Raw genomic sequence first — 24,794 nt, forward strand, 5'->3', positions numbered from 1 at the left:
CCCCACCGGCCTACTCCCGATCCGGCCTACTCCCGATCGCCCTCTGGCCCAACCGCCCCACCGGGGCCAGCGGACCCACTGGAACCACCTGGCCTACCGGAGTCGCCGGACCTACCGGAGTCGCCGGACCCACCGGAGTCGCCGGGTCCACCAGGGCCACCGGGGTGACCGGGGCCACCCGGCTCGCTCGGCTGCCCGGGGGCTCCCGACTCGTCCACGGCTCCCGGCTCGGGCGAGCGACCAGCGTGCCCGCGAGCCGAAGGCACATCCGCCGACGGCGCATCCGGCTCGGGCGCGGCGGCGGAAGCGCCGTCCGAAGCGGGTGAGGGCGCGGCGGGCTGCGTCAGCGGGAGCCGAGGCTCAGCGGGCTTGCGGCGCAGCGCGCGCCCGGCCCCCCGTACCGAAACCACCACCAACCGCCCCACGCCCCCCAACAGCAACGGCACCAGAAGCACCCCCACGAAGATGGGCGTGGCCATGTACCGGAAGTCCTGCGCCGAGATGTTGGCCAGCACCGTGAGCTGCTGCCCGGCCACCACGGCCGCCACCCCCAGCACGTACCGGTTCCGCAGAGCCAGCGCCCCCAGCGCCACGGCCAGGTACGACACGTAAGCCCACAACGCCCCCCGCCACAGCACCCAGTCGTACTGCGGTGCCAGCGCCCCGGTCAGCCACGGATCGGCCACCTGGTTCAGCTCCCACGACTGCGGCCGCAGCGAGAAGACCCACCGCCCGGGGAAGTCGGGCACCTTGTTCGGCCCCACGTAGGTGTCGGCGTTGGGCCGCAGCGAGAACCGGTACGTCATCCCCCCGACGGCGAACTCGTCCTGCACGGGCCGCCACGCGATCGCCCCCCGGCACAGCCGGGTGTCGACGATCATGCGGGGTTCGGAGATGAGCAGCCGTTTCCACAGGTCGAGCAGTTCGGAGGCGTGCGCGTCGGCCTGCGGCCAGCTGAAGTCCCGCCGCCAGATCAGCGGGTTGATCGTGTAGCAGGTCCCGCCGTCCCACCACCGCGTCAGCGGCGCCACGGTGGCCATCAACGCCTTGTCCTGCTCGGTGAACAGCTCGGGACGGTCCCGGTACGCCACCGCGATGTCGCCGAAGGCCGTGTGGTACACGTACGTCTTGGCGGGGGCCATGATGCCGAACTGCGGGAAGACGACGTTCGTGAGCACGAGCGGCAGGGCCGCGGCGAAGGTGCCGGCGAGCAGCAGCCGTACGCGCATGGTCGTGACGATCACCAGCAGCGCGAGGACGGCGACGCCCACGACGAGGAAGCCGTTCGCCCGGAACAGCCCCAATGCCGTGAAGAGCAGCCCGAGCCCGACGAGGGTGGGCACGGTGACGGCGCGCCTGGCCGCGATCCGCGCGCACACGCCCGCGACGGCGATCGCGCAGATCGTGAACGGCACGTCCTTCCACAGCGTCACCGAGAACGCGCCCACGGGCGGCGCCAGCGGCATGAGCATGGCCACGAGCGTGGTCGGCAGTCGTGGCGCGCCGAGCGCCTTGAGCGACTGCGCCAGGTACGTCAGCGCCGCCGCCATGGCGGTGGTCTGCGCGAACGTGACCGCGCCCAGGTCACCCGTCTTGGTGAAGCTCAGCGACAGCAGCGCGTCGTAGAGCACCGAGTGGTCGCTCACCCAGGGGCCGACGACGGTGTGGCTGAGGTAGAGGACCGAGTCGCGGCTGAACAGCCCGGGGTAGAAGGCCGCCCACCAGCAGGCGAGGACGGCCTGAATGATCAGGAAGGTCGGGATCGCGACCCACGGCTTTGGCTTCGCGGTGGCCATGGCCGGTCAGGGGTAGCTCACTCCGGGCTCAAGCTTCTTGCCGCGTAGCAGGGTAGGCACCGTGACGAGGTGGTAGCCCTGCTTCTTGAGCTCCTTGAGGATGGTGGGCATGGCCTTCACGGTCGCCGGGACCGTGTCGTGCATGAGAATCACTCCGTCGCGCTTGGCCAGCCTGAGGACGGCGGCCTTGATCTTCTTGGCGTCACGCAGCTTCCAGTCGAGCGTCGTGCCGGTCCAGAGCACCTGCCCGAGCTCCACCTGGTCGGCCAGGCCCAGCACGCGGTCGTCGGTGTGCCCGTACGGCGGGCGGAACATCGTCGGCCGCAGCCCCGTGGCCTGCTGGATGGCGTCCTGCGTGGTCTTGAGCTCGTCGAGGATCTGCTCGTCGAGCAGCGTCGGCAGGGAGGCGTGCGACCAGGTGTGGTTGCCGATCGCGTGTCCCTGCGCCAGCGTCTGCCTGGCGATCTGCGGCCGCTGCTCCACCTGCTTGCCGACCAGGAAGAACGTGGCCTTGACCCCCTCCCGCTTGAGAAGCTTGAGCAGGGTCGGGGTGCCCTCGCCCGGGCCGTCGTCGAACGTCAGCGCCAGGCACTTGACCCGGTCACAGTCGACCGTCGCCGCCTGGGCGGGCAGCGAGGTCGTGGCCAGCGCGGCCGCCAGCAGGGCATGAATCACCACGGATCACAGCCTAGGGCCAATGCGCGCACACCGTGGAACACCCCCACGTCTCGGTCTGAACACGCTCATCGCCCGAGCCGGGCCCGCAGGAACAGCGTGACGCCCTTGAGCGACTTGACCGGCAGATACCGCTCGGCCCGCACGACCGCCGACAGCCCCGCGTTGACCAGGAGCGGCATCTTCCGCAGGTCGCTGCCCCTGGAGCGGCGCCGGTGGCGAGCGACGAGGGGGCGGAGCAGCACGTTCCAGCTCCAGACGCGATCGACCTTCAGCCCGGCCTGCTGCACCACGACGGTCAGCGACTCGCGGGCGTAGCGGCGCACGTGCCCCACCGCGTCGTCGTGGGCCGACCACAGCGCCATGTCGCACGGGACCGCGATCAGCGCGTGCCCCCCGGGCGCCAGCACCCTGGCGATCTCCTCCACGACCAGGTGGTCCTCGCGAACGTGCTCCAGCACGTCGAACGCGGTCACCAGGTCCAGGCTCCCCGGCTCGAACGGCAGCGCCCGCGCGTCGGCGCGCACGGCCTTGAGCCCGCGCTGCCTGGCCACCTCGACCGCCGTCGCGCACGAGTCGCTCGCGGTCGCCTCCCAGCCCGCCTCGACCAGCACTCTGGTGTTCCCGCCGCCGGCGGCGCCGATGTCCAGCGCCCGCCCGGGACGGCCCAGCCCGCGCAGCTCCCTGCGCAGGATGGCCCGGCGCTCGCGGTACCACCAGTGGGTGTCCTCGAGCGCGATCAGGCGGCGGATCTCAGTGGTTTCCATCGATCAGTTCCTCGTACGGGAGAAGGCCCAGCGGTCCAGGGCGGTGAAGCGGATCAAGGTGAGCAGGCAGTACGTGCCGGCGACCGCGCTGACCTCCGTCAGCCGCCCGGCGCCGCGGGGCAGCGCGAGCACGGCCATGGTGGTGAGGGCGTAGTGGGCCAGGAAAAGCGCCGCCGCCCGCACGTGCACGGCGGTGCGCCGGTGGAATGTCCAGCGGCGGTTCGCCTCGGTGTGGACGACCCCGGCGAGGACGAGCGCGGCGAAATTCGTCACCGCCGGAGACCATACATCGCGCAGCGGCAGATAAATGAGCGCGTACAGAATCGCGGAAACAATGCCTGTCACGGCGAACGACGTGAATTTCGCCATCGTCACCGCGCGGGGCCGCGCCACGACCGCGTCCGGATGCGTGGGCCTCAGCTCGGGCCGCGCCACCTCGACGCGGGCCCGGCCCATCGACATCGACCAGGCGACCCGGGCCAGCCCCTTCAGGTCGTCGACGGCCGTCCTGACGATCTTCACGCGAGAGTCGGTGTCCTCGATCCAGTCCACGGGCACCTCGTGCACGCGCAGCCCGTTGTGCTCGGCCAGCAGGAGCAGCTCGGTGTCGAAGAACCACGAGTCGTCCTCGACCTTGGCCATCAGCGGCCTGACCACGTCGGCCCTGGCCGCCTTGAAGCCGCACTGGGCGTCGCTGAAGCGGACGCCGAAGCCGTACCTGAGCAGGGCGTTGTAGGCGCGCGACACCACCTCGCGGCGCAGCGAGCGGCGGGTGCGCGCGCCGCGCGCGAGCCGCGTGCCGATCGCGATCTCGGAGTGGCCGCCGGCCACCGAGGCGACCAGCGGGAACAGGGCGCCGAGGCCGGTGGACAGGTCGACGTCCATGTACGCCACGATGTCGGCGGGGCTGTCCTGCCAGGCCGCGCGCAGCGCCGCGCCCCGGCCCCGGATGTCGAGCCGGCGGGCGTGTACGCGCTCGAACTGCCCGGCCAGCTCGTTGGCGACCGGCCAGGTGGCGTCGGTGCTGCCGTTGTCGACGATCGTGATGCGCCACGGCAGCGGGAAGCCGTCGCCGAGGAAGCGGGCCAGCGTGCGGACGCAGCCGGGCAGGGCGCGTTCCTCGTTGAGCACGGGGATGACGATGTCGACGCTCGCCGGCCGGGCCGTGGTGTCGAGAACGCGGGGGCTCGGCTCCGTCGCGGCACGCGTTTTCATGGGAGTCCCTGATCCTGATCGGTGGCCGTACGTCCATGGAAATGTTCCTGGGGCCGTCCAGCGTGGCGCGGGCCGTTTCTTCGCAGCATTCCGTGAGGGGGAGAGACCTTTACCGGGCGGTGAGCCGATAAACGGAGAAGGACGAATTGCGGAAGCGCAGTCGCGCGTATTTCCCCAATTCCGGGTTCATCCCGGTGAAGAGCCACTTGACGCCGTAGACCTCGGCGAGGCGCCGGACGTTCTCCGCCGTCGGCGTTCGGAAGGCCGCGTCGTTCGCCGCCAGCCGTACGGGATCCGCGAAGGGCACCTGGAGATACGGCGAGACGAACAGCTCGGCCCGCGCCAGCGTGCTCTCGGCGTACGCCCATCCCTCGACCAGCACCCGCCGCTCGGTGAACCCCGACACCCAGTAGTGCCGGCTGTCGCACCCGGGCGCTTCGACGGGGCGGCAGTGCAGGTCGGTGGCCACCACGTCGCCGGGCGAGGAGTGCTCGCGCAACCACCGCCCCGCCCTCAGCGCCCCCGCCGGGATCTCCGTCTCGCGGCCCTCGGGCACCACCCGCAGGACCAGCTCGCGCGCGGAGGCCGGCACCGCGTATCCCGCCAGCAGCGCCACCACCGCCAGCACGGCTCCGCGCCGCCACAGCAGCACCGCCGCCGCCACCACCCCGAGCACCAGGTACGGCACCACCGCCCGCACCGCCGCGTCCCCGGGCACCCCGATCCACGCGGCGAGCAGCGCGACCCCCGCCCCCGCCGCCACCAGGCCCCACGGCACCCGCCGCCCGGCCACCCCGCACACCGCGGCGATCGACAGGTAGGGCCGGACGCTCTCCAGGAAGTAGAGCTGCGAGTCCGACGGGTGCCCGAGCACCACCGCCGCGCCGACCCCCGCCGCCCCCATGCCGAGCAGCAGCGACATGGACGGCTCCAGCGCCCGCCGGCCCAGCGCCGCCACCCCGCCCCACACGCAGAGCAGGCAGAACAGGTGCACGACGGTCAGGACCAGCAACGGCGTCACCGGCACGGCGGCCAGCTCGGGCGCCGCCACACCCGTCACCAGCCCCCAGAGCCCCCGCATCGCCGCGAACGGCGCGATCGTCGTCCCCTGGGACCCCCGCCCGAACACCACGAACTGCGCGACCAGCAGGCACGCCAGCGTGATCCCGGCCGCGCCGAGCCACGCGCCCGGCACCCGCCGCTCCACCGCCCACCGCACGGCCACCACGACCAGCAGCCCCGCGAGCAGCAACGGCAGGAACGTGGCCTTCGCCCCGGTCAGCGCCAGCAGCAGCACGACCAGTGCCGCCCAGCACCCCCGCCCGCCGGTCAGCAGCCGCCCGCCGGTCAGCAGCAGCACCACGGGCGCGAACAGCAGCGCCCCGAAGGTCTGCGTCGGGCTGGCCCAGGCGGTGAACATCGGCCGCGTCGTGAAGACCACGTCCTCCTGAAGGACCGGACCCAGCAGCAGGTACGCGACCCCGGCCGCCGCGACCCCGGCCCCCCAGCTCCCGCCCAGCCGCCGCCCGAGCACCGCGACCAGCACCACCATGGCCGCCGTCATCGGCAGCGTGGCCAGCCGGTAGACCAGCGTCACCGGCTCGATCCCGGTCACCCAGCTCGTGGCGGCCAGCTCGGCGTAGACGAACCAGTGGTAGGACAGCCGCTCGCCCAGCACGGACGGCAGCGTGGGCGGCACGTGGTGCTTGACCTCGCCGACCAGCGCCAGGTGGTAGGGCAGGTCCACGTACGCGGCGGAGACCGGCAGGCGGTAGAGGTTGACCGTGCTCCACGCGATCAGGTAGGCCACGCCCGCCGCCAGCATCCACGCGCTCCACGCGGGCACGCGCTCCCTTTCGGCCCCGCTCCGCCAGTGCCGCCGCAGCCGGGGCACGCAGGCGAACGCGCAGAGCACCCCCGCCGACGGCGCCAGCACGAGCAGCGGCGCCCCGGCCGCCCTGGCCGGGAGATAGGCCAGGACCTCGACCGCGTACCCCAGCGCCAGCCCCGCCGCGACGTCCTCCGCCGTCGACCTCCCGCCGCCGGTGAGCGCCCGCCACAGCAGCGTCCCCGGCAGCGCCACCCCGGCCCCGAGGTAGGCCGCGAATACGGCCAGGTCACGGGCGGAGACCCCGCACCACAGGAACACCACCACGGCACCGGCGCACACGACCCCCGCGGGCAACCACCCGAGCCACCGCCTGGACGGAGCCGGCCGCCGGGCGGGCGAGGCCGCGGGTGGCGCGAACGTCATCTGATCACGGTCACCAGTCGCGTGAACTCGGCCGGGAGATCGAACCCGTCCCACACCCGATGGAAGCTCAGCGCGCTCCCGATCGGCACCATGCGATCGACCCCGCGCCCGCCCAGCTCTCTGGCCAGCTGCTCCAGCTCGGCCCTGGCGAATCCGAAGTGCGTCATCGTCTGGTCGCGCCGCTCGACCAGCGAGCCCAGCTCGGCCAGCGAGCCGAGCCTGGCGTGCGCGAACGTCCCGGCGCCCAGCCACTGCCTGGGCGCGGCGGCGGCGGCCGACAGCGTGACGTTGGCCAGCGCGTTGCCCCGGAACTCGATGCTCTCCGCCAGCCCGTCGGCGGCCAGGCCGTAGGTGGAGACCCGCTTCTCCACGGCCATCGCGGCGTCGACGCCCCACCCGCGGACCGCGACCACGCGTGACACGTGCTCGCAGAAGTCGGCCCGCGCCGTGTCGCAGTCGCCCTCCGCGCCGACCCAGAACACCGTCCTGGGCGAGGAGCAGGCGGCCTGGTCGAACCAGTAGGTGTCGTTGACGAAGCCCTCGGCCACGGTGACCCGCGCGGCCCTGGGCGCGCACAGCCAGGCCGCCGCCCCCACGACGGCGAACGAGGAGCGGTCGGGGAAGACCAGGTCGCGGGCGTGCGGGGCGAGCGGGTGCCGCCGCATCTCCTGCACGGTGCGGTCGCCGCCCCACACCACCCGCAGGTCGCAGGCCGCCGAGAGCGCGGCGGTGACGCTGTCGCTGCGGCCGTAGGAGACGATGCGCTGGGTCGCCGCTATGACGGGGTCGGCGTCGGTCAGCGCGTCGTGCAGCGTCTCCAGGATGACCTCGGCGACCGCGCCGGAGCGCGGCGAGAGACGCACGATGTTGCGGTTTCCCATCAGCGCCGACAGGGCCCAGGAGTAGACGAAGACGGTGTCGACGTTGGCCGGCGGGATGTGGAAGACCATGCCGCGCGGGACGCGTACGTGCTCGTTGGCCAGGCCGTCGACGGTGCGGGCCAGCTCGCTGGGGCGCAGGAAGAAGCCGAGCGAGCCCAGCTCGGGGTGGCGCCGCGCCAGCGCGGGCCGCAGCAGCAGCTTGCCGAAGGCCGACAGGAACTCGCGCACCCGCTCGTCGCCCACGTCGAGCCCGCCGCGCAGCTCACCGAGCAGGTCCTCGGCGGGCGCCGGCGGGGCGGCGGGGAAGCGCACGTCGAGCTTCGGGTCGTCCAGCATCAGGACCGCCCCATCGTGTCGCTGCAGCCGCGCGCCTCGGCCCTGGGCAGCCTGCCCAGCACCTCGAACCGCTTGCCCGGCCAGCACCCGTCGTCGACGCCGCGCACCACGCCCAGGTCCTCGGTCAGCAGGACGTGGCCCGGGTAGGACGTGGGCAGCGTGCTGACGACCTCGATCAGCCCCGGCTCGCCGACGGGGACCTCCTGCCAGGTCTCCGGATCGCGGACCACGACATCGGCGAAGTCGGGGCAGTAGAGCCCGTCGCCGTCGGGCCCCTCCAGGAAGACGGTCCCGATCTGCTCGACCATCCCGTAGAAGTTGTGCACCCGGGTCAGCCCGCACTCGGCCGCCAGCCGCCGCCGGAACTCGGCGTTGTCGACCGCCTGCTCGGCCAGCCGTTTCCAGCCGCCGGAGTGGACCAGCGTCCCCTGCGACAGGTCAGCGCCGAGGTCGCGCAGGTAGAGCCAGACCATGAAGGTGAACCCGAAGATCAGGAACCGCTCGCCGCCGTGGCGGGCCAGGAACCCCTTGACCGCCTCGGCGTCCACCCGGCCCCGCTCGTCGAGCACGAACGTGTGGTCCCTGCCGAAGTTCATCATCCCGAGCACCCCGGCCCCGCGGGCGCTCAGCGTGGGGTCGCGGACGACCGAGCGGCTGTCCACGACCAGCATCGGCAGCCGCCGCCCGCCCAGCACCTCCCTGAGCGTGGCCGCCAGCATCCGCGGCTGCGCCGCGGCGGCCTCGCGGTCGAGGTAGACCCGGCTGGGCCGCTGCCCGGTGGTCCCGCTGGAGGTCAGCACCCTGAACACCTGGTCCTCGGGCACGCTGCGCAGCTCGTGCGTCTTGAACAGCCGCACCGGCAGCCAGGGCAGGTCCGCGAGCCGCTCGTACGGGGGGCCGGCCTGAATGGCGTCGAGCACCCGCCGGTAGGGGGCGCACGCCCGCCGATGCCGCTCGGTCAGCGCCGCCAGCTCGCTCACCAGCGCCACCTCCCGCTGGGGCTCCGCCAGAGTGAAAACCCGCATCCGCTCGGGCTCGGCCGGACTGAAGACGCTCATCCGCCACCCTCCGCCGGACTGAGAACGCTCATGTGCGTGACTCCAGGGCGCGGTAGTCGATCTTGCCGGTGGCCAGGAGCGGGAGGCTGTCGACGGCCCGCACGTCGAACCCGCTCCAATGGACCCGCAGCTCGGCGCCGAGCCTGCGGGCCAGGCCCGCGCGGCCGGCCGCGTCGAGGCCCTCGGCCCACACGGTCACGCGGTCGTCGCCGCTGGTCGCCGCCACCGGGACGGAGCCGCGCAGCAGGCGCTCGACGTCGTCGAGGTTGACCCGCACGCCGAAGATCTTGGCGATGCGCTTGAGCCGCCCGGTGAGGTAGAGGAAGCCCTCGGAGTCGAGCCGGCCCAGGTCGCCGGTGCGCAGCACCCCGCCCAGGTCGTCGCCCCTGGCCAGGTCGGCGGCCGTCTCGGCGTAGCCCATCATGACGTTGGGCCCGTGGTAGACGACCTCGCCCTCGTCGATGCTCAGCCGCCCGCCGGGGATGGCCGGCCCGGCGGATCCCGGTTTGTCGGCCAGCCGGTCGGGCGGCAGGACGGCGATCCGGGCCGTGGCCTCGGTCTGCCCGTACATCACGAAGAACCGGTCGGCCTGGCCCGCGAACTCCTGGACCAGGTCCTGGCCGAGCCGCCCGCCGGCCTGCGTCAGGGTGGCGAGCGCGGGGTGCTCGGAGCGGTCGTAACGCAGCCGCCGCAGCATCTCGTACTGGTAGGGGACGGCGGCCAGCGACGTGCACCGGTGGGCGTCCAGATGGGTCCAGAACGAGCGCTCCAGCAGCCCCGCCTCCGTCAGTATCACCGTCGCCCCGGCGACCAGATGGCTGTTGAGCACGGACAGCCCGTAGCTGTAGTGGAGCGGCAGGCTGGTGGGCGCGATCTCGTCGGGGACGATGGCCAGGGCCGTGGCGATGGCGGTGGCGTTGGCCAGCACGGCCTGGCGCGACAGGCGTACGAGCTTGGGGTTGCCGGTCGAGCCCGAGGTGGCGAGGAGCACGGCGAGGTCGGGGTGCGGCTCGGGCGCGTCGCGGCGCGGCGGCGGCGAGCCGTCGGCCGCGTGCGTGAACCCGAGCAGCGCCGCCGGCCGGAACCGGGCCACCAGCTCGGCCAGCGCCCCGGGAGTCAGGTCGGGGTCGAGCAGCGCGATCGGCCGGCCCGACCGCCAGGCGGCGAGGTAGCGCAGGACGGACGTGAGGTTGTTGCGCATGCCGCAGAACAGCGGGCCGGGCCGCAGCCGGGTCAGGGCCTCCGCGGTGCGCGCGACATGGCCGGCCAGCTCGTCGCCGCCGAGGCCCGCCGCCTCTCCCGCGACGACGAGCCGGGCCTGTGGGTGGGGGAACATCACAGCACCAGCCCGCCGTCGACGCCGATGATCTGGCCGGTGACGAAACCCGCCTCGGGCGAGAGCAGGAACGCGGTCACGCGGGCGACGTCGGCGGGCGTGCCGAGCCGCCCGAGCGGGGTCGCGGCGACCGTGGCCGCCCGGCTCTCCTTGTCGAGCGTGGCGAGCATGTCGGTCTGGATGTAGCCGGGGGCCACGGCGTTGATCCGGATCCCGGCGGGCCCCAGCTCCTTGGCGGCGGCCTTGGTGAGGCCGATCACGGACGCCTTGGTGGCGGAGTAGACCGCCTGACCCGCGCCGCCCATGCGGCCCATCATCGAGGAGACCAGGACCACCGCGGGGGAGCCGCCCCGCCGCAGCAGCCTGAGCGCTGACTGCAGCGTGTACGTCGCGCCGACCGCGTTGACCTGGAAGAGCCGCTCGACCGTGTCGTGGTGGGCCATGCCGAGCGGGCCGGCCGCGTGGATGCCGGCATTGATCACGAGGGCGTCGAGGCGGCCGTGGCGCTGGTAGATCTGCCGCATCACGGCCGAGACGGCGGCGGGGTCGCCGACGTCGCAGGCGACCGAGGCGGTCACCCCGCCGGTCTCCTCCGCGACCTCGGCGGCGGCCTTCGCGGCGCGCTCCTCGTCGCGGCCGTGGAGCACCACGTCGTGGCCCGCCCCGGCCAGCGTGAGCGCGACGGCCCGGCCGATGCCCGCCGTCGAGCCCGTGACGAGGACGACCCTGGCCTCAGAGGGCGGCGGCGCCGATGCCATGCTTCTCCAGCAGCCCGGCCGCCTCGGCGAACGAGCTCATGTCGATCATCTCGTCGGTGTCGATCATGACGGAGAACTCGTCCTCCATCGCGGCGATCAACGCCATGTGGGCCAGTGAGTCCCACTGGGGGATGGCGCGGTATTCGAGCCCGTCGACGTCGGCGTCGGCCGGAAGGTTGAGCGCACTGCGGAAGACGGCCCGCAGGCGGTCGAGATGACTCATGATCACTCACTCTCTGTCCTCAAGCCACGACGTAGTGTAGCGGGAATTGCGAGCCAGGAGAAAACCAAGGCCCCCTCTCGGGTAATGGAACCGTATAACGAGGCGTGGCACCCGTTGAGGGCTGGGAATGTCGGACGGGACACGGTCCACCGTACGGGGGAAATGATGGACGAATCCAATCACTGGTACGGGCACTCTCGCATAATCGGCCGATACTGTGGCCTGCCGGATGAGACGCCTAAACGCATCCAGGGCTTCCTCCAGCACGGATGGAACTATCTCCACGGATTTCCGCCCAACGACCACTGGTGCAGCCCCGGATATCCCCGTTTCATCTGGTCTGACGTGCTACGTCGCCGAGGCTGGTCGATGGGCCGCAGGGGGCACTACCTCATCGGCGCGCCGTGGATCTACCTTCTTCATCTGGAGCCTGAGCTGGGCGTGGTCCCTGAACGCAAGGGTACGATCTGGTATCCCTTTCATGGCTGGGAAAAGCATTCCGTCAGTGGTGACCATGCCCGGTTGGCCGACGAAATCCGAAATGTCGAGACCGGTCCGGTCACGGTCTGCCTTTATTGGCTGGAATTCGCGAATCCGGACATTCGGCGAGCGTACGAATCGAGGGGATTCCGGGTCATCTGCCATGGCGAGCGCGGCTCCCGGTGGGAGGGAAAGGGACGCGACTTCCTGCGCAAGCAGCTGGTCCAGTTGCGACGCCACCGCAGGGTGGCCTCCAACCGGCTCGGCAGCGCGCTGTTCTACGGCGCCTCGGTGGGATGCGAGGTGGCGGTGTACGGGGATCCGATGCAGTTCGAGGACGAGCGTCCCGAGTACGGGGGGACGGCGCGCCGCATGCGGCTCTGGCCGGAGCTGCACGGCACGCGCGTCGACCCCGAGCTGGCGTCGGAGGTGGCGCGGCGCGAGCTGGGATTCGACTATCAGGCGACACCGGAGGAGCTACGGCGAATGTTCGGATGGAAACGGGGGGCGCGCACGTGATCACCGGGGAGGCGCCCGAGAACGTTCGGTTGATCGGCGGGGAGATGCTGCTGTGGTCCGACATGTCCAACATGGGCGGCATAACGGACTGGCGGGGCGCGGCGCTGGAGCTGGTCGGCCGGCTCGTCCCCGACAGCGGCCGGGTGCTGCTGGTCGGCCCGCATCCGCAGGTGCTGGTGGACGACGTGGTCGCGCGGGCCCCGTCGGCGGCCGTGCTGCTGCGCTCCTACCCTGACGCCTGCGCCCTGGGCGAACGGCACCCGGGGCTGGCGGTGTTCTGCGGGCGGCTGGAGGTGTTCGCCGCGGAGCGGCCGTACGACCTGGTGCTCGCGCTCGACGGGCTGCTGCGCACGCACTCCGCCGAGGCCCCGGCGGCGGCGTGGAGCGAGTCGCTGGCGGCGCTGGCCGGGCTGGTCGCGCCCGGGGGGCGGCTGGTGCTCGGCGTACGCAACGACCTGGGCGTCGATCGGTTCCTGGAGGCCAGGCCCGCGGACCGGGAGGGCGGCGACGACCAGTGGGCGCCGCACGGCTTCGACCCGAGCTACCCCAGCGGCCCGGAGGCGCTCGACCGCGGGCTGGAGTCGGCGGGGCTGCGCGTGCGGCGGTGCTACGCGGCGTATCCGGGCAGGCAGGCGCCCCGGGCGCTGCTGTCCCGCGAGGCGCTGGCCGCCGACCTGCCGGACGCCCTCACGTTCCCGCTGAGCGCGCGTGGCGGCGACCGCATGCTGGTGGCCGACCCGCTCCGGCTGACCCGCCTGGTGTTCCGGCACGGCCTGGGTGAGGAGCTCGCGCCGCTCTGGCTGGCCGTGGCCACCGCCGCTTCGGACGATGATGATCCCGTGGAGCTGCCGCTGGGGCTGGTCGAGGAGGGCTCCGCCCTGTACGAGCTCACCGGCGGCGGCGCCAGGCGGCTGCCGGACGGCGAGGAGCTGCCGATCCCGGCCGGCCGGGTCGTCGAGGAGATCCTCGTCGAGGCGTGCGCCCGCGAGGACGTCAGGACCGTGCGCGAGCTGCTGGCCCGGCTGGCCGAATGGCTGGAGGCGGGCGGCGACGTGACGGCCGCGACCGACAGCCTGGTGTACGACGGCGAGCGGTTCGCGGCCATCAGCCCTGCCGCCGGCCCGTCCACCCCGCCCGGCCCGAAAGTCGTCCTGTGCCGGATCCTGTGGCGGTTCGCGGTCAGGCTGCTGGCGGCCGGTCACCACCATCCGTGGCCGTGGCCGCTGGAGGCCGACCAGCTCGCGCTGACCCTGTGCGGCATGGCCGAGCGCCCCTGCGACCAGGGCGACCTCGACCGCGCCCGCAAGCTGGACGCCGAGCTGGGCTGCCCCGCCGAGGTGGCGGAGCACGCGCCCACCTACCGGGACCTGCTGGGCGCCCGTGACCGCCTGGCCGACCAGCTCACCGCGGCGCTGGCCAGGATCTCGCGCCTGGAGACCAAGCTCTCCTACCGCGAACGCGAGCTGGTCAGGGCGAAGGCCAAGCTGCGCAGGACCCAGCGCAAGGCCAGCGCCTTCCGCAGGACGCTCGGATATCGCCTCTCCCGCCGCCTGGCGCGCCCCCGCAGGGTCGCCCGCAAGGTCATCCGCCTCCTGTCCGGCTGACACGTGCAGCAAGAAGGACGTAGGACGAAAGGAAGAGGAATAGGTGTGCCGGTTCTTTCGGTGATCGTTCCGTTCTACAACGTCGAGAAGTACATCGGACCCTGCCTGGACTCCATCGCCGCCCAGACGCTGGGCGACCTGGAGGTGATCTGCGTCGACGACGGCAGCCTCGACGACGGCCCTGCGGTCGTCGAGGCCAGGCAGGCGGACGACGGCCGGGTCAGCCTCATCAGACAGCGCAACATGGGCGTGGGCCGCGCCCGCAACGTGGGCGTACGCCGGGCGACCGGCCGCTACCTGGCCTTCGTGGACGGTGACGACACCGTGCCGCGCGACGCGTTCAAACGCCTGGTGACCTCGCTCGAGTCCACCGGCTCCGACCTGGCCTGCGGCAACGTCATGCGGCTCTACCGCAACCAGCTCATCCCGTCATGGGCCCACCGGGAGGCGTTCGCCAAGCCCCTGAAGAGCACCCACATCACCCGACACCCGCTGCTGATCCGCGACCGCATGTTGTGGAACAAGGTCTACCGCCGCTCCTTCTGGGAGCGGCTCGGCCTGAGCTTCCCTGAGCGCATGTACGAGGACCAGCCCGTCGCGATGGCGGCCCACGTGGGAGCGCGGTCGGTGGACGTGCTGGCCTCGATCGTCTACCACTGGCGGCAGCGCGACGAGCCGGGCAGCTCGATCACCCAGCGCTGCCTGGAGCCCGACAACCTGCGCGACCGGCTCCTGTCGGTGCTGCAGACCGCCTCCCTGCTGGGCCGCGGGGCGCCGGCGCTCAAGCCGGACTTCGACCGCGACACGCTGGACATCGACATGGCCGTGGCCGTGGAGGCCATGGCCGCCATGGGCACGACGGCGGACCCGGCCCTGCTCGACATGATCGTCCGCTATCTCGACGGCGTGTCGCGCGAGGCCTGGCACAGCATCCCGTTCGCCCAGCGCCTCCAGGTCCACCTGCTGCACCAGCGGCGCCTGGGCGAGCTGGCGTACGTGTTCACCCAGGACCGCTGCGGGCAGCTGCAGCCGCGCGTCGGCGCGGCCGGGCTGCTGCGCAGGCGCTGGTACGCCAGGCACCCGTCGATGCCGCCGCACCTGTCGGAGGTCTCCGGCGAGCTGGCCCTGGTAGCCCGGCTGGTCGACCTCGACTGGCGCGACAGCGTGCTCTGCGGCGCGGGCCGGGTGGCGGTGGGCCGGTTCGACGTGGGGGAGCTGCGCCGCATGCGGGTGCGGGTCTGGCTGGAGGAGCGCAGGACCGGCGCGACCATCCCGCTGTCCGACGAGGAGAGCGCGCCCACCTGGGAGAACGTGGTGCAGGAAGACGGCGGCGCGCTGCCGGAGCACGCGTTCCCGTTCCGCTTCGCGTTCGACCCGGCCGTGCTGACGCCCGCGCACCTCGCCCGGCGCGGCCGATGGGACCTGCGCGTGCAGCTCAGGGGGCATGGGCTGCGGCTCGACGGCCGGGTGGCCGGGCCGCGCTGGTCGCCGCCCCTGATTCCGGCGCCGAGGCGCAGGTCGGGGGTGTGGCTGGTGCCGATCCGCAGCGCCAAGGGCGCCTGGGGCCTGCGCCTGCGCAAGGCGCGGGCGACCATCGGGGAGTGCCGGGTGGACGGCGGCGACCTGGTGTTCTCGGGGGAGATCAGCGACATCGGCGACGGCGAGCCGGTGCTGCGGCTGCGGCGCAGGAGCGACGGCGAGGAGATGTACTTCCCGGTGGCGCTGGCGGGGCGCGACTTCCACGCGCGGGTGCCGCTGGCCGACATCGACGAGAGCATCGGCCACGAGTCGTGGTGGGAGGTCGTCATCGACCAGGGCACACCCATCCGCCCGCTGGTGCGCACCGGGCAGCGGCCGATCGCGACCGTCGCGGCCAGGCGCTTCCTCGTCGACCGGGGCGAGGACGGCTGCCTGCTGCTGGCGGAGCGCTAGCGCAGGACGGCCGCCAGGGTCTCCGCGACCCGGTCCTGCTGGTCGTCGGTCAGGTCGGGGAACAGCGGCAGCGACAGCTCCTCGGCGTAGTACGCCTCCGCCCGCGGGCAGAGCCCACGCCGGTAGCCGAGGTCCTCGAACACCGGGTGCCAGTACGCCGGCAGGTAGTTGACCTGCACGCCGATGCCGGCAGCGCGCATGCGTTCGTAGACCTCGCGCCGCCGGCCGTCGCGGACCCGGACCGGGTAGAGGTGCCAGCTCGGCCGCACGTACGCGCGCTGCGCCGGCAGGGTCAGCCCCGGCACGTCGCGCAGCAGCGCGTTGTAGCGCGCGACGAGCTCGCGGCGCCGCTCGCGGAAGCGCTCCAGCCGCCGGAGCTGGCTGACGCCCAGCGCGCACAGCACGTCGGGCAGCCGGTAGTTCAGCCCGAACTCGTGCACCTCCTGGTGCCACCCGCCCACGTCCGGCTCACGCTGGTCGGCGGGCTCCCTGACCAGGCCGTGGTTCCTGAAGCGGGCGGCCCGCCGGAACCGCTCGGGGTCGGCCGCCGCCACCGCCCCGCCCTCCGCCGTGGTCACGGTCTTGGTCGGGAAGAACGAGAAGGTCGTCAGGTCGGCCGCCGCCCCCACGGGCCGGTCCTTGTACGCGCCCCCGATCGAGTGCGCCGAGTCGGCCATCAGCACCGCCCCGGCCCGGTCGGCGACCGCCCGCAGCTCGTCGTAGTCGGCGGGATGGCCCGCGTAGTCCACGGCCGTGACGACCCGCGTCCTCGGGGTGACCAGGGCGGCGACGGCGTCGGGGTCGAGGTTGCCCGTGTCGGGCTGCACGTCGGCGAAGACCACCCGCGCGCCCAGCAGCGCGGCCGTGGCGGCCGTCGCCACGAACGTCAGGGGCGAGGTGACCACCTCGTCACCTGCCCGCACCTCGGCCGCCACGTAGGCGACGTGCAGCGCGGCGGTCCCCGACGTGACCGCGACGCACGGCACGCCGCCGGTCCAGCGGGCCAGCTCCGCCTCGAACCTGCCGACCGCGGGCCCGGTGGTCAGCCAGTCGCCGCGCAGCACCTCGGCGACCGCCTCGATGTCGGACTCGATGATCGACTGCCGTCCGTAGGGGAGCATCAGCGGGCCACCATGGCGCGCAGGTCGTCCACCGAGAGCCATTCGTCGTTGGTGTCGGAGCGGTAGGAGAAGCCCTCGGGCAGCGGCTCGCCGGTCTGCGGCGGCGTGTAGCCCCAGGTCGCGATCGTCGGCTGGACGATGTAGCGGTCGGCCAGGCGCAGCGTCCTGCGGCCGTCGTCCGGCCCGATCATCTCCTCGTGCAGCTTCTCGCCGGGCCTGATGCCGATCTCGTAGATCGGGCTGCTCGGCGCCAGCGCCTCGGCCAGGTCGGTGATGCGCATGCTCGGCAGGCGCGGCACGTAGAGCTCGCCGCCCCGCATCAGGTCGAACGAGTCCACCACGAACTGGACGGCCCGCTCGAGTGTGATCCAGAACCTGGTCATGCGCTTGTCGGTGATCGGCAGGCTGGCGCCCTGCTCGGCCAGGCGCAGGAAGAGCGGCACCACCGAGCCCCGGCTGCCGACGACGTTGCCGTAGCGGACGACGGAGAAGCGGGTCTCGTGGGCGGCGGCGTAGTGGTTGGCGGAGACGAAGAGCTTGTCGGCGACCAGCTTCGTGGCCCCGTACAGGTTGATCGGGCTGGAGGCCTTGTCGGTGGAGAGCGCGACCACCTTGCGCACGCCGCTGTCGATCGCGGCCTCCACCACGTTCTGTGACCCCGCGACGTTGGTGCGGACGTACTCGAACGGGTTGTACTCGGCCGTGTCCACCTGCTTGAGCGCGGCCGCGTGGACCACGTAGTCGACGCCGTGCATGGCGCGGGACAGCCGGTCGCGGTCCCTGACGTCGCCGATGAACCAGCGCAGGCGCTCGTCGTCGCCGAAGAGCTGCCTGGTCTCGTACTGCTTGAGCTCGTCGCGGGAGAAGACCACCAGGCGCCGCACCCCCAGCGAGTCGAGTGCGTTGCGGATGAACGCCTTGCCGAAGGACCCCGTGCCTCCGGTGATCAGAATCGACGATCCACTGAGAATGCTCACGTGGCCCCCTGGGTTCGCGCTTACGCGCAGTAGTCGTTCGAGCAGGGCGGTAGCATAGCGCGATCGATCAGCGACACACTGTCACACGGGGGATTGGGGCATCGGTGCGCATTGTCGGGATTGTTCAGGCACGGATGGGCTCGACACGCCTGCCGGGCAAGGTGCTCCGGGAGCTGGGCGGCCGGTCGGTGCTGGAATGGGTGGTCCGCGCCGCCCGCGAGGCGGGCGCGCTCGACGAGCTCGTGGTGGCCACCACGACGGAGCAGGCCGACGACGCGGTCGTGGCCGAGTGCCGCCGGCTCGGCGTGGCCTGGCACCGGGGCCCGGTGGACGACGTGCTGACGAGGTTCGTGGAGGCGCTGGCGGGGCGGCGGTGGGACGCGATGATGAGGTTCACGGCGGACTGCCCGCTGCTGGACCCGGCCGTGATCAGGGAGGCGGCGCTGGTGTTCCGCGCGGTGCGCGGGCTCGACTACCTGAGCACCGCTCTGACGCGGACGCTGCCGCGCGGGCTCGACGTGGAGATCGTGGGCAGGGGCGCGCTGGAGCGGGCCGACGCCGAGGCCGCCGATTTCCACCGCACCCACGTGACCTCCTACGTCTACTCGCATCCGGACGACGCGCGGCTGCTCGGGCTGGCCTACCAGCCGGTCGCCGGCGACCTGCGGGTGACGCTCGACACCGAGGACGACTGGCGGCTAATCTCCCGGGTGGTGGACGGTCTCGGCGACCGGTGCGTGCCGTTCGGGACGCTGGTGAGCTGGCTGCGGGAGCGCCCCGAGGTCTGCGGGCTCAACGCCCATGTCCAGCAGAAGGAGCTCCAGGACGCGTGATCCGGGTCGGCTTCCGGTGTGACGCCGGGGTGCGTAGCGGGGTCGGCCACCTGGTGCGGTGCGTGGCGCTGGCCGAGGAGCTGCGCGCGCGGGGCGTCGAGGTGACCTTCCTGGGCGAGGTGCGCGGGTCCGCCTGGGCGCGGGCCCAGCTGCGCGAGCGCGGGCTACCGCTGGTGCCCGCCCCCGAGGAGCCGGCCCGGCTGGCGGCGCTGGCCCGGGAGCTCCGGCTGAACGCCGCGGTCCTCGACTCGTACGAGCTGCCGGAGGGGACGGGGGCGGCGCTGCGGAAAGCGGGCCTGGCGGTGCTCGCGATCGTGGACGGCGACCCGCTGGGCCAGGAGGCCGATCTCTACCTGGACCAGAACCTCGGCGCGGAGCGCCGCCCCTTCCCCGTGCCCGACCGGCGCCTGGCCGGGGCGCGTTACGTGCTCCTGCGCGACAGCGTCCGCGGGCGCGGGCGGGCGCGGCCGTCGGGGCCGGTGCCGCGCGTGCTGTGCTTCTTCGGCGGCACCGACAGCGCCGGCGTCGCCCCCGCCTGGGCCGGGGCGCTCCTGGCGACCGGGGTGCCGTTCGAGGCGACGGTGATCAGCCCCACGCTGTTCGGGAGCCCCATGCCCTTCGAGGCGGGCGGGCCGATCACCGTGGTCCCGCCGACGGATCGGCTGCCCGAGCTCATGGCCGGGGCCGACCTGGTGGTCACCGCCGCCGGCTCGGCCGTCTGGGAGCTGCTCCACCTCGGCGTCCCCACCGCCCTGACCTGGGTGGCGGACAACCAGCTCATCGGCTACGAGGAGCTCGTCGGCCGGGGCGTCGCGGCCGGGCTCGGGCGCGCGGCCGACGCCGCGGCGGTCGGCGTGCTCGCCCGCCTGCTCGCCGACCCCGCCGCCCGCGAGGAGCACGGGCGGCGGGGCCGCGGCCTCGTGGACGGCAAGGGCAGGGAACGCGTCGCCGACGCGCTCCTTAGATCAGATCCCAGGTGAGCGGCGTGCCGTAGGCTGCGTCCTTGGTGAACTGGCGCCCCATGACCACCGTGGCCGCGTCTGGGGGCAGGCCGCCCGCCGGCCGGATCGACCGTACGTTCTCCGGGGTCACCACGTCGCCCTTGCGCACGTCCCGCACCACGTAGAGCGACCGGCGGAAGCGCAGCCCTTCGAGCTCGGACGGCCGGGGCCCGATCATCACCTCTCCCAGCGCCAGCCATGCCCGCCGGCTCTCCACCACCAGCGCCGCCAGCTCGTCCGGCTCCAGCGAGAAGGCCGAGTCCACCCCGCCGTCGGCGCGCGACAGGGTGACGTGCTTCTCGATCAGGCACGCCCCCAGCGCCACCGCGGCCAGCGGCACCCCGATCCCGGGCGTGTGGTCGGAGAGCCCGACCTCCACGCCGGTGAGCGCGGCCAGCGCCATCAGCGACCGCAGGTTGCTCTCGTCGGGGGGAGCGGGATAGCTGGCCGTGCAGGACAGCAGGGCCAGCTGCGTGCAGCCCGACTCCCGGGCGGCGGCCAGCGCGGCGTCGATCTCGCCGAGCGACGCCATCCCGGTGGAGATGATCACCGGCTTGCCGGTGGCGGCCACGAGCCTGATCAGCGGCAGGTCCACGATCTCCGACGAGGCGATCTTGTACGCCGGCACCTCCAGCTTCTCCAGGAACTCGACCGCCGTGGGATCGAAGGGTGTGGAGAACGCGGTGAGCCCGTGCTCGCGCGCCCGCTCGAAGATCGGCTGGTGCCACTCCCACGGCGTGTGGGCGCGCTGGAAGAGCCGGTAGAGGCTCTCGCCGCCCCACAGGCCGTGCCCGTCGCCCACGCGGAAGGAGGGCCCGTCGCAGTCGATGGTCAGCGTGTCGGGCCGGTAGGTCTGCAGCTTCACCGCGTGCGCCCCGGCCGCCGCCGCCGCGTCCACGATGGCCAGGGCCCGCTCCAGGCTCCCGTTGTGGTTGCCGGACAGCTCGGCGACGACGAACGGCGGGTCGTTCCGCCCGATCGGCCGCCCCTCGATGGAGATCATGACCGCTCCTTCACGAGCCGGATGGCCACGACGTCGCGGGACTCGCCGTCGACGTCCCGCAGGTAGGCCCCCACCTCCAGGAAGCCGAACCGCCGGTGCAGCCGCCTGACCGCCTCGTTGCAGGCCAGCACCTCCCCGCGCAACGTCGTCAGGCCGAGCGTCCCGAAGGCGTGGTCGATCGCCGCCCGCTCCAGGCCGATCCAGGCCCGCAGCAGCTCCCCCGACTGCTCCAGCCCCTCCAGGTCCAGGTAGAAGCCCCACGAGGCGCTCTCGGACGACAGGCCGAAGAAGGTCACCACGCCCGCGGGGTTTCCTTCGTGCTCGTAGATCAGCACGCGCTTGCGCGCGTCGGCCCGGGTGGCCTCCCACCACTGGGCGTGCTCGTCCTCCGCGATCTCGTGCGTGGCGAAGCTGGCCGCTCGTACGCGTGGGTGGTTGCGCCATCGCCGCATGGACGGCAGATCTTTGTCCTCGACGCTTCTCAGCACCGCTCCCCCTACTTTTGGTGTCCAATCAATTGCTCAACGTAGCCGATTATGCGTCCGGTAAAGAGCTGATCAGGGACACGGAATCCACGGAGTGGTCAAGGCATGCTGCCCTCGAACCCACATCCCGAGAGCCAAGGAGCAAATCGGATGATCCCCCTGCTCAGCGTGGTCGTCCCGATCTACAACGTCGAGCCGTACATCACGGAATGCCTGAAGTCGCTGGCCGCCCAGACCCTGGACGACATCGAGGTCATCCTGGTCAACGACGGCTCCGGCGACGGCAGCCGGCGCGTCGCCGCCGACTTCGTCGCGCGCGACGGCCGCTTCGCCCTCATCGACCAGCGCGACAACCTGGGCCCGGGTCCCGCGCGCAACGTGGGGATCCGCCAGGCCCGCGGCACCTATCTCGCCTTCGCCGACAGCGACGACGTCGTGCCGCCGGAGGCGTACGAGCGGCTCGTCGGCACGCTCGCGGAGACCGGCTCCGACCTGGCGTGCGGCGCGGTGGCCCGGCTCGTGGACGGCGTGCTGGAGGAGTCGATCCTGCACGAGAGGGCGTTCAGGCGGCCGGAGCTGTGCACGCACATCACCGACAAGCAGGTGCTGGTCAGGGATCGCACGGTGTGGAACAAGGTCTACCGGCGCGACTTCTGGGAGCGCAACGCGCTGGCCTTCCCCGCCGGAATCTACGAGGATGTGCCCGTCGCCATGCAGGCGCACGTCCTGGCGGGCAGCGTCGACATGGTCGGCGACGTGGTCTACCACTGGCGCAAGCGGGACGCGGGGGAGACCTCGATCACGCAGCGCCGGGCCGAGCTGCCCAACCTGTGGGACCGGCTGGCCGCCATCCGCTCGGTCCGCTCCTTCCTCGACGAGCGGGCGCCCGAGCTGCTCGCCGGCTTCGACGCGCTGGTGCTGGAGAAGGACATCGTGTTCCTGTTCCAGGCGCTGGAGGGCAGCGACGAGGCGGGGGCGCTGCTGGAGCTGGCCGACGCGTGGCTGGCCACGCTGAGCCCGAAGGCGCTGGCCACCGCGCCCTCGCTGCGCCGCCTGGAGCTGCACCTGCTCAGGCGCGGCCTGGTGGCCGAGCTGCGCAAGGTGCGCGAGTTCCGGCGCACCTGCGAGGACGGCACCCGCATCGTGCCGCGGGGGCTGCGCGTCACCAACTGGTACGGCGACTATCCCTTCTTCCGCAAGCGCCGCCGGCTCCGGATCCCCGACGAGGTGTTCGACGCCCGCGACGAGCTCAAGCTGGTCGCCAGGGTCGAGGAGTGCGCGTGGACCGGGTCCGAATACCGCCTTCGCGGGCAGGTGGCGATCCACCGGGTGGACCGCAAGGTCGGCAAGGTCAACCTGTGGCTCAGCGACGGCCGCCGCCGGGTGCCGCTGGAGGTGCGGCGCGCCGGCCGCCACGGCGTCTCTGTGGCCTTCGACCCCAAGCGGCTCGAAGGCGGGGGGCCGACCTGGCGGCTCATGGTGCGCGCCGAGACCCGCGGCCTCGTGCTCAAGAGCTGGTTCAGGGATGGGGACGCGAACTCCGCGTGGCGGTTTTCCGTGCCGGGTTGGTCAAGAAGCGGCATGGACATCACCCAGTAGTTCCAGAGAGTAATCGATCGGGCGCGTCGCGTGGTCATGCTGGAGTCCATGAGGACCTATTCGCTCGATGACGTCTTCGAGACACGCAAGCGGAGAGATTCCTGGTGGACCGTCTATTTCGTGGATCCGGTCGCCTGCCGGGTCGCCCTTCCCATCGCCAACCACACCCACCTGACACCCAACGCCCTCACCGTGATCTCGCTGGTCCTCGGTGCGGTGTCGGCCACCTGTTTCGCCCTGAACCACCACGTAGCGGGCGCCGTGGTCTTCTATCTCAGCTTCATGATCGACTGCGTGGACGGCAAAATCGCCCGCCTGAAGGGCACGGGCACGCCGTTCGGCCTCTGGCTCGACTACGTGGGGGACCGGGTCAGGGTGGTCCTGTGTGCCGGGGGGCTGGCATACGGGCAGTACGCCCTCACCTCGGATGTGCGCTACGTCGTGCTCGGGGCGGCGGTGGCCGTACTGGACCTCTTCCGGTACGTCAACGCGCCGCAGATGAAGCGCGTCCGCGAGGCCGTCAGGGAGGAGCGGGGGGAGCGCGAGCCGGAGCCCGAGTCCGATGAGGATATCGACTCGCTCGAGCGGGTGGCGCTCGTCCCGAGGGCACGCCGGCCGCGCAGCTTCCCCAGGCGGTTCAACAGGTTCCTGGCCCGGCACCGGGTCCGCTCGCACCTGATCAGCGGCATCGAGTTTCACGCCGCGGTGTTCGTGGTCGCGCCCCTTGCGGGGGCATGGGCGCTGATCCCGCTCGCCGCGGTGGCCGGGGTGCTGCTGCTGGTCAACGAGGTCTTCCTTGTCTACCGGTTGTGGCGCTTCACGCGCAGGCACGGCGTGCCCTCCTCTCAGGAGAGCCGAGAGCACGTTCTCGTCTAGTTTTCGGGGGTTACTACGAAATGTCCGACCGGCCAGTCTTCGTCATTGGATGTCCGCGGTCCGGCACCACGATGCTCCAGCTCATGCTCCACTCGCACCCCCGCATGGCGGTGCCGCCGGAGACGCGGTTCCTCATTCCCGCCTACTTCCGCCGCAGGACGTGGGGCGACCTTCGGATCGTCTCCCGCCGCCGCGCGCTGGCGCAGTGGATCGCGACCGACCGCAGCACGAAGTTCCGCGAGCTCAAGATCGACAAGGACGACTTCGTCAGGCAGGCCGTGGAGGGCCCCGGCTCGCTGGGATCGGTGATCGGGACGGCCTTCCGCATGTACGCCGACCGGTTCGACAAGGTCCGCTGGGGCGACAAGCGGCCCAGCTACGTCAAGCAGGTCGACCTGCTGCTCAGGCTCTTCCCCGACGCCCAGTTCATCCACCTCATCAGGGACGGCCGCGACTGCGTGGCCTCGCTGAAGGAGATGCCCTGGTACACGCTGGACTCCTTCCACGCGGTCGCCACCTGGGCCGAGGCCATCGACGCGGGCGGCCGGCTCAAGCGCACGCTGGGCGAGGACACGTACTACGAGCTGCGGTACGAGGACCTCACCGACGACCCGATGACCGAGCTGAAGAAGCTCTGCCACTTCCTCGACGAGGAGTTCTCGGTCTCGATGGTCTCCCCGCGCGAGGCGGCCAGCGTGGCGGTGCCGCAGCACAAGGTCTGGCACAGCAACACGCACGGCGAGGTCATCCGCACCCGCGTCGGGAGCTGGGCGAACCGGCTGGACGACTGGGAGATCGCGCTGTGCGAGCACATGCTCGGCGACCGCCTGGAGTCCATGGGGTACGAGCTGACCGGCGCGCCCAAGCCGGCCAAGGAGCACGTGACCGCCTGCCAGAAGACCATGCAGAAGCGCAAGGCCAGCCGCATGCGCAAGCAGATGCGCGACCGGTTCAACCGGCTGCGCGAGCCGAGCCCGGTGGCCGCGATGCTGACCGCGCGCCAGCGGTCCCTGGCAGGCATCCCACAGCAGCGCGCGGAGCTGGCCGAGCCGGTCTGAAAACGCC

General features: G+C 72.3%; 22 protein-coding genes. 8 read left to right on the forward strand and 14 right to left on the reverse strand.

What is annotated here, in order from left to right; all coding sequences use genetic code 11:
- Window positions 1–26: 26 nt before the first annotated feature.
- The 10 genes from H4W80_RS63030 to H4W80_RS41070 form a co-directional block, all read right to left on the reverse strand.
- Complete coding sequence (locus H4W80_RS63030; protein ID WP_192789971.1) at window positions 27–1,796, reverse strand: hypothetical protein; 1,770 nt, start codon at window positions 1,794–1,796, stop codon at window positions 27–29.
- Window positions 1,797–1,802: 6 nt separating this feature from the next.
- Window positions 1,803–2,474 carry a polysaccharide deacetylase family protein gene (locus H4W80_RS41030; protein ID WP_192789972.1) on the reverse strand — a complete coding sequence of 224 codons (672 nt, stop codon included), beginning with the start codon at window positions 2,472–2,474 and terminating at the stop codon, window positions 1,803–1,805.
- A gap of 65 nt (window positions 2,475–2,539) precedes the next feature.
- Window positions 2,540–3,238, reverse strand: a complete 699-nt coding sequence (locus H4W80_RS41035) for a class I SAM-dependent methyltransferase (RefSeq protein ID WP_192789973.1) — start codon at window positions 3,236–3,238, stop codon at window positions 2,540–2,542.
- 3 nt (window positions 3,239–3,241) lie between these two features.
- The gene (locus H4W80_RS41040) at window positions 3,242–4,453 is read right to left on the reverse strand and encodes a glycosyltransferase (protein WP_192789974.1); all 1,212 of its coding nucleotides are present in this window, start codon (window positions 4,451–4,453) and stop codon (window positions 3,242–3,244) included.
- Window positions 4,454–4,562: 109 nt separating this feature from the next.
- Window positions 4,563–6,707, reverse strand: a complete 2,145-nt coding sequence (locus H4W80_RS41045; RefSeq protein ID WP_192789975.1) for a hypothetical protein — start codon at window positions 6,705–6,707, stop codon at window positions 4,563–4,565.
- A complete protein-coding gene (locus H4W80_RS41050; RefSeq protein ID WP_192789976.1) occupies window positions 6,704–7,924 on the reverse strand; it encodes an acyl-CoA reductase in 1,221 nt (406 codons plus the stop codon). The genes H4W80_RS41045 and H4W80_RS41050 overlap by 4 nt, the downstream gene beginning before the upstream one ends.
- Window positions 7,924–8,982 (reverse strand): LuxE/PaaK family acyltransferase, encoded by a 1,059-nt coding sequence (locus H4W80_RS41055; RefSeq protein ID WP_225963926.1) that lies wholly within the window; start codon window positions 8,980–8,982, stop codon window positions 7,924–7,926. The genes H4W80_RS41050 and H4W80_RS41055 overlap by 1 nt, the downstream gene beginning before the upstream one ends.
- A 28-nt stretch (window positions 8,983–9,010) precedes the next feature.
- Window positions 9,011–10,318, reverse strand: coding sequence for an AMP-binding protein (locus H4W80_RS41060; RefSeq protein ID WP_192789977.1), 1,308 nt, complete (start codon window positions 10,316–10,318; stop codon window positions 9,011–9,013).
- Window positions 10,318–11,076, reverse strand: a complete 759-nt coding sequence (locus tag H4W80_RS41065) for an SDR family NAD(P)-dependent oxidoreductase (RefSeq protein WP_192789978.1) — start codon at window positions 11,074–11,076, stop codon at window positions 10,318–10,320. The genes H4W80_RS41060 and H4W80_RS41065 overlap by 1 nt, the downstream gene beginning before the upstream one ends.
- Window positions 11,051–11,299, reverse strand: a complete 249-nt coding sequence (locus H4W80_RS41070) for an acyl carrier protein (RefSeq protein ID WP_192789979.1) — start codon at window positions 11,297–11,299, stop codon at window positions 11,051–11,053. Before H4W80_RS41070 ends, H4W80_RS41065 begins: the two co-directional genes overlap by 26 nt.
- Window positions 11,300–11,461: 162 nt before the next feature.
- On the opposite strand from H4W80_RS41070, the gene H4W80_RS41075 reads away from it, so the two are divergent.
- Genes H4W80_RS41075 through H4W80_RS41085 form a run of 3 tightly spaced genes read left to right on the forward strand, consistent with a single transcriptional unit; the run spans window position 11,462 to window position 15,834 of the window.
- Complete coding sequence (locus H4W80_RS41075) at window positions 11,462–12,298, forward strand: hypothetical protein (RefSeq protein WP_225963927.1); 837 nt, start codon at window positions 11,462–11,464, stop codon at window positions 12,296–12,298.
- Complete coding sequence (locus H4W80_RS41080; RefSeq protein WP_192789980.1) at window positions 12,274–13,902, forward strand: hypothetical protein; 1,629 nt, start codon at window positions 12,274–12,276, stop codon at window positions 13,900–13,902. The genes H4W80_RS41075 and H4W80_RS41080 overlap by 25 nt, the downstream gene beginning before the upstream one ends.
- Window positions 13,903–13,947: 45 nt before the next feature.
- Window positions 13,948–15,834, forward strand: a complete 1,887-nt coding sequence (locus H4W80_RS41085; RefSeq protein ID WP_192789981.1) for a glycosyltransferase family 2 protein — start codon at window positions 13,948–13,950, stop codon at window positions 15,832–15,834.
- Here the strand turns inward: H4W80_RS41085 and H4W80_RS41090 are convergent.
- Both H4W80_RS41090 and pseB read right to left on the reverse strand, forming a co-directional pair.
- On the reverse strand, window positions 15,831–16,955 hold the full coding sequence (locus H4W80_RS41090; RefSeq protein WP_192789982.1) for a DegT/DnrJ/EryC1/StrS family aminotransferase: 1,125 nt from the start codon (window positions 16,953–16,955) through the stop codon (window positions 15,831–15,833). The genes H4W80_RS41085 and H4W80_RS41090 overlap by 4 nt on opposite strands.
- Complete coding sequence (gene pseB, locus H4W80_RS41095) at window positions 16,955–17,932, reverse strand: UDP-N-acetylglucosamine 4,6-dehydratase (inverting) (RefSeq protein WP_192789983.1); 978 nt, start codon at window positions 17,930–17,932, stop codon at window positions 16,955–16,957. The genes H4W80_RS41090 and pseB overlap by 1 nt, the downstream gene beginning before the upstream one ends.
- A 104-nt stretch (window positions 17,933–18,036) precedes the next feature.
- Between pseB and H4W80_RS41100 the strand changes: the two genes are divergently transcribed.
- Together H4W80_RS41100 and H4W80_RS41105 are read left to right on the forward strand one after the other, a co-directional pair.
- Window positions 18,037–18,765, forward strand: a complete 729-nt coding sequence (locus H4W80_RS41100; protein ID WP_192789984.1) for a cytidylyltransferase domain-containing protein — start codon at window positions 18,037–18,039, stop codon at window positions 18,763–18,765.
- Window positions 18,762–19,745, forward strand: a complete 984-nt coding sequence (locus H4W80_RS41105) for a PseG/SpsG family protein (protein WP_192789985.1) — start codon at window positions 18,762–18,764, stop codon at window positions 19,743–19,745. The genes H4W80_RS41100 and H4W80_RS41105 overlap by 4 nt, the downstream gene beginning before the upstream one ends.
- Here H4W80_RS41105 and pseI read toward each other — a convergent pair.
- Together pseI and pseH are read right to left on the reverse strand one after the other, a co-directional pair.
- Window positions 19,726–20,769, reverse strand: coding sequence for a pseudaminic acid synthase (pseI, locus tag H4W80_RS41110; protein WP_192789986.1), 1,044 nt, complete (start codon window positions 20,767–20,769; stop codon window positions 19,726–19,728). The two genes, H4W80_RS41105 and pseI, sit on opposite strands and share 20 nt — an antisense overlap.
- Window positions 20,766–21,257, reverse strand: coding sequence for a UDP-4-amino-4,6-dideoxy-N-acetyl-beta-L-altrosamine N-acetyltransferase (gene pseH, locus H4W80_RS41115; protein WP_192789987.1), 492 nt, complete (start codon window positions 21,255–21,257; stop codon window positions 20,766–20,768). The genes pseI and pseH overlap by 4 nt, the downstream gene beginning before the upstream one ends.
- A gap of 147 nt (window positions 21,258–21,404) precedes the next feature.
- Between pseH and H4W80_RS41120 the strand changes: the two genes are divergently transcribed.
- Genes H4W80_RS41120 through H4W80_RS41130 form a run of 3 tightly spaced genes read left to right on the forward strand, consistent with a single transcriptional unit; the run spans window position 21,405 to window position 24,787 of the window.
- Entirely contained in the window at window positions 21,405–22,853 is a 1,449-nt protein-coding gene (locus tag H4W80_RS41120) for a glycosyltransferase family 2 protein (protein ID WP_192789988.1), read from the forward strand.
- Between the two features lie 48 nt (window positions 22,854–22,901).
- The gene (locus H4W80_RS41125; RefSeq protein ID WP_225963929.1) at window positions 22,902–23,729 is read left to right on the forward strand and encodes a CDP-alcohol phosphatidyltransferase family protein; all 828 of its coding nucleotides are present in this window, start codon (window positions 22,902–22,904) and stop codon (window positions 23,727–23,729) included.
- A gap of 20 nt (window positions 23,730–23,749) precedes the next feature.
- On the forward strand, window positions 23,750–24,787 hold the full coding sequence (locus H4W80_RS41130; protein ID WP_192789990.1) for a sulfotransferase family protein: 1,038 nt from the start codon (window positions 23,750–23,752) through the stop codon (window positions 24,785–24,787).
- The last annotated feature ends 7 nt before the right edge of the window (window positions 24,788–24,794 follow it).

This window comes from Nonomuraea angiospora (assembly GCF_014873145.1).
Classification (GTDB): domain Bacteria; phylum Actinomycetota; class Actinomycetes; order Streptosporangiales; family Streptosporangiaceae; genus Nonomuraea; species Nonomuraea angiospora.

Bases quoted from the DNA above. Each gene is read 5' to 3' on its own strand.
- H4W80_RS63030 (WP_192789971.1), bottom strand. From the start codon at position 1,796: ATGGCCACCGCGAAGCCAAAGCCGTGGGTCGCGATCCCGACCTTCCTG.
- H4W80_RS41035 (WP_192789973.1), bottom strand. From the start codon at position 3,238: ATGGAAACCACTGAGATCCGCCGCCTGATCGCGCTCGAGGACACCCAC.
- H4W80_RS41040 (WP_192789974.1), bottom strand. From the start codon at position 4,453: ATGAAAACGCGTGCCGCGACGGAGCCGAGCCCCCGCGTTCTCGACACC.
- H4W80_RS41045 (WP_192789975.1), bottom strand. From the start codon at position 6,707: ATGACGTTCGCGCCACCCGCGGCCTCGCCCGCCCGGCGGCCGGCTCCG.
- H4W80_RS41050 (WP_192789976.1), bottom strand. From the start codon at position 7,924: ATGCTGGACGACCCGAAGCTCGACGTGCGCTTCCCCGCCGCCCCGCCG.
- H4W80_RS41055 (WP_225963926.1), bottom strand. From the start codon at position 8,982: ATGAGCGTCTTCAGTCCGGCCGAGCCCGAGCGGATGCGGGTTTTCACT.
- H4W80_RS41060 (WP_192789977.1), bottom strand. From the start codon at position 10,318: ATGTTCCCCCACCCACAGGCCCGGCTCGTCGTCGCGGGAGAGGCGGCG.
- H4W80_RS41065 (WP_192789978.1), bottom strand. From the start codon at position 11,076: ATGGCATCGGCGCCGCCGCCCTCTGAGGCCAGGGTCGTCCTCGTCACG.
- H4W80_RS41070 (WP_192789979.1), bottom strand. From the start codon at position 11,299: ATGAGTCATCTCGACCGCCTGCGGGCCGTCTTCCGCAGTGCGCTCAAC.
- H4W80_RS41075 (WP_225963927.1), top strand. From the start codon at position 11,462: ATGATGGACGAATCCAATCACTGGTACGGGCACTCTCGCATAATCGGC.
- H4W80_RS41080 (WP_192789980.1), top strand. From the start codon at position 12,274: ATGGAAACGGGGGGCGCGCACGTGATCACCGGGGAGGCGCCCGAGAAC.
- H4W80_RS41090 (WP_192789982.1), bottom strand. From the start codon at position 16,955: ATGCTCCCCTACGGACGGCAGTCGATCATCGAGTCCGACATCGAGGCG.
- pseI (WP_192789986.1), bottom strand. From the start codon at position 20,769: ATGATCTCCATCGAGGGGCGGCCGATCGGGCGGAACGACCCGCCGTTC.
- H4W80_RS41120 (WP_192789988.1), top strand. From the start codon at position 21,405: ATGATCCCCCTGCTCAGCGTGGTCGTCCCGATCTACAACGTCGAGCCG.
- H4W80_RS41125 (WP_225963929.1), top strand. From the start codon at position 22,902: ATGAGGACCTATTCGCTCGATGACGTCTTCGAGACACGCAAGCGGAGA.
- H4W80_RS41130 (WP_192789990.1), top strand. From the start codon at position 23,750: ATGTCCGACCGGCCAGTCTTCGTCATTGGATGTCCGCGGTCCGGCACC.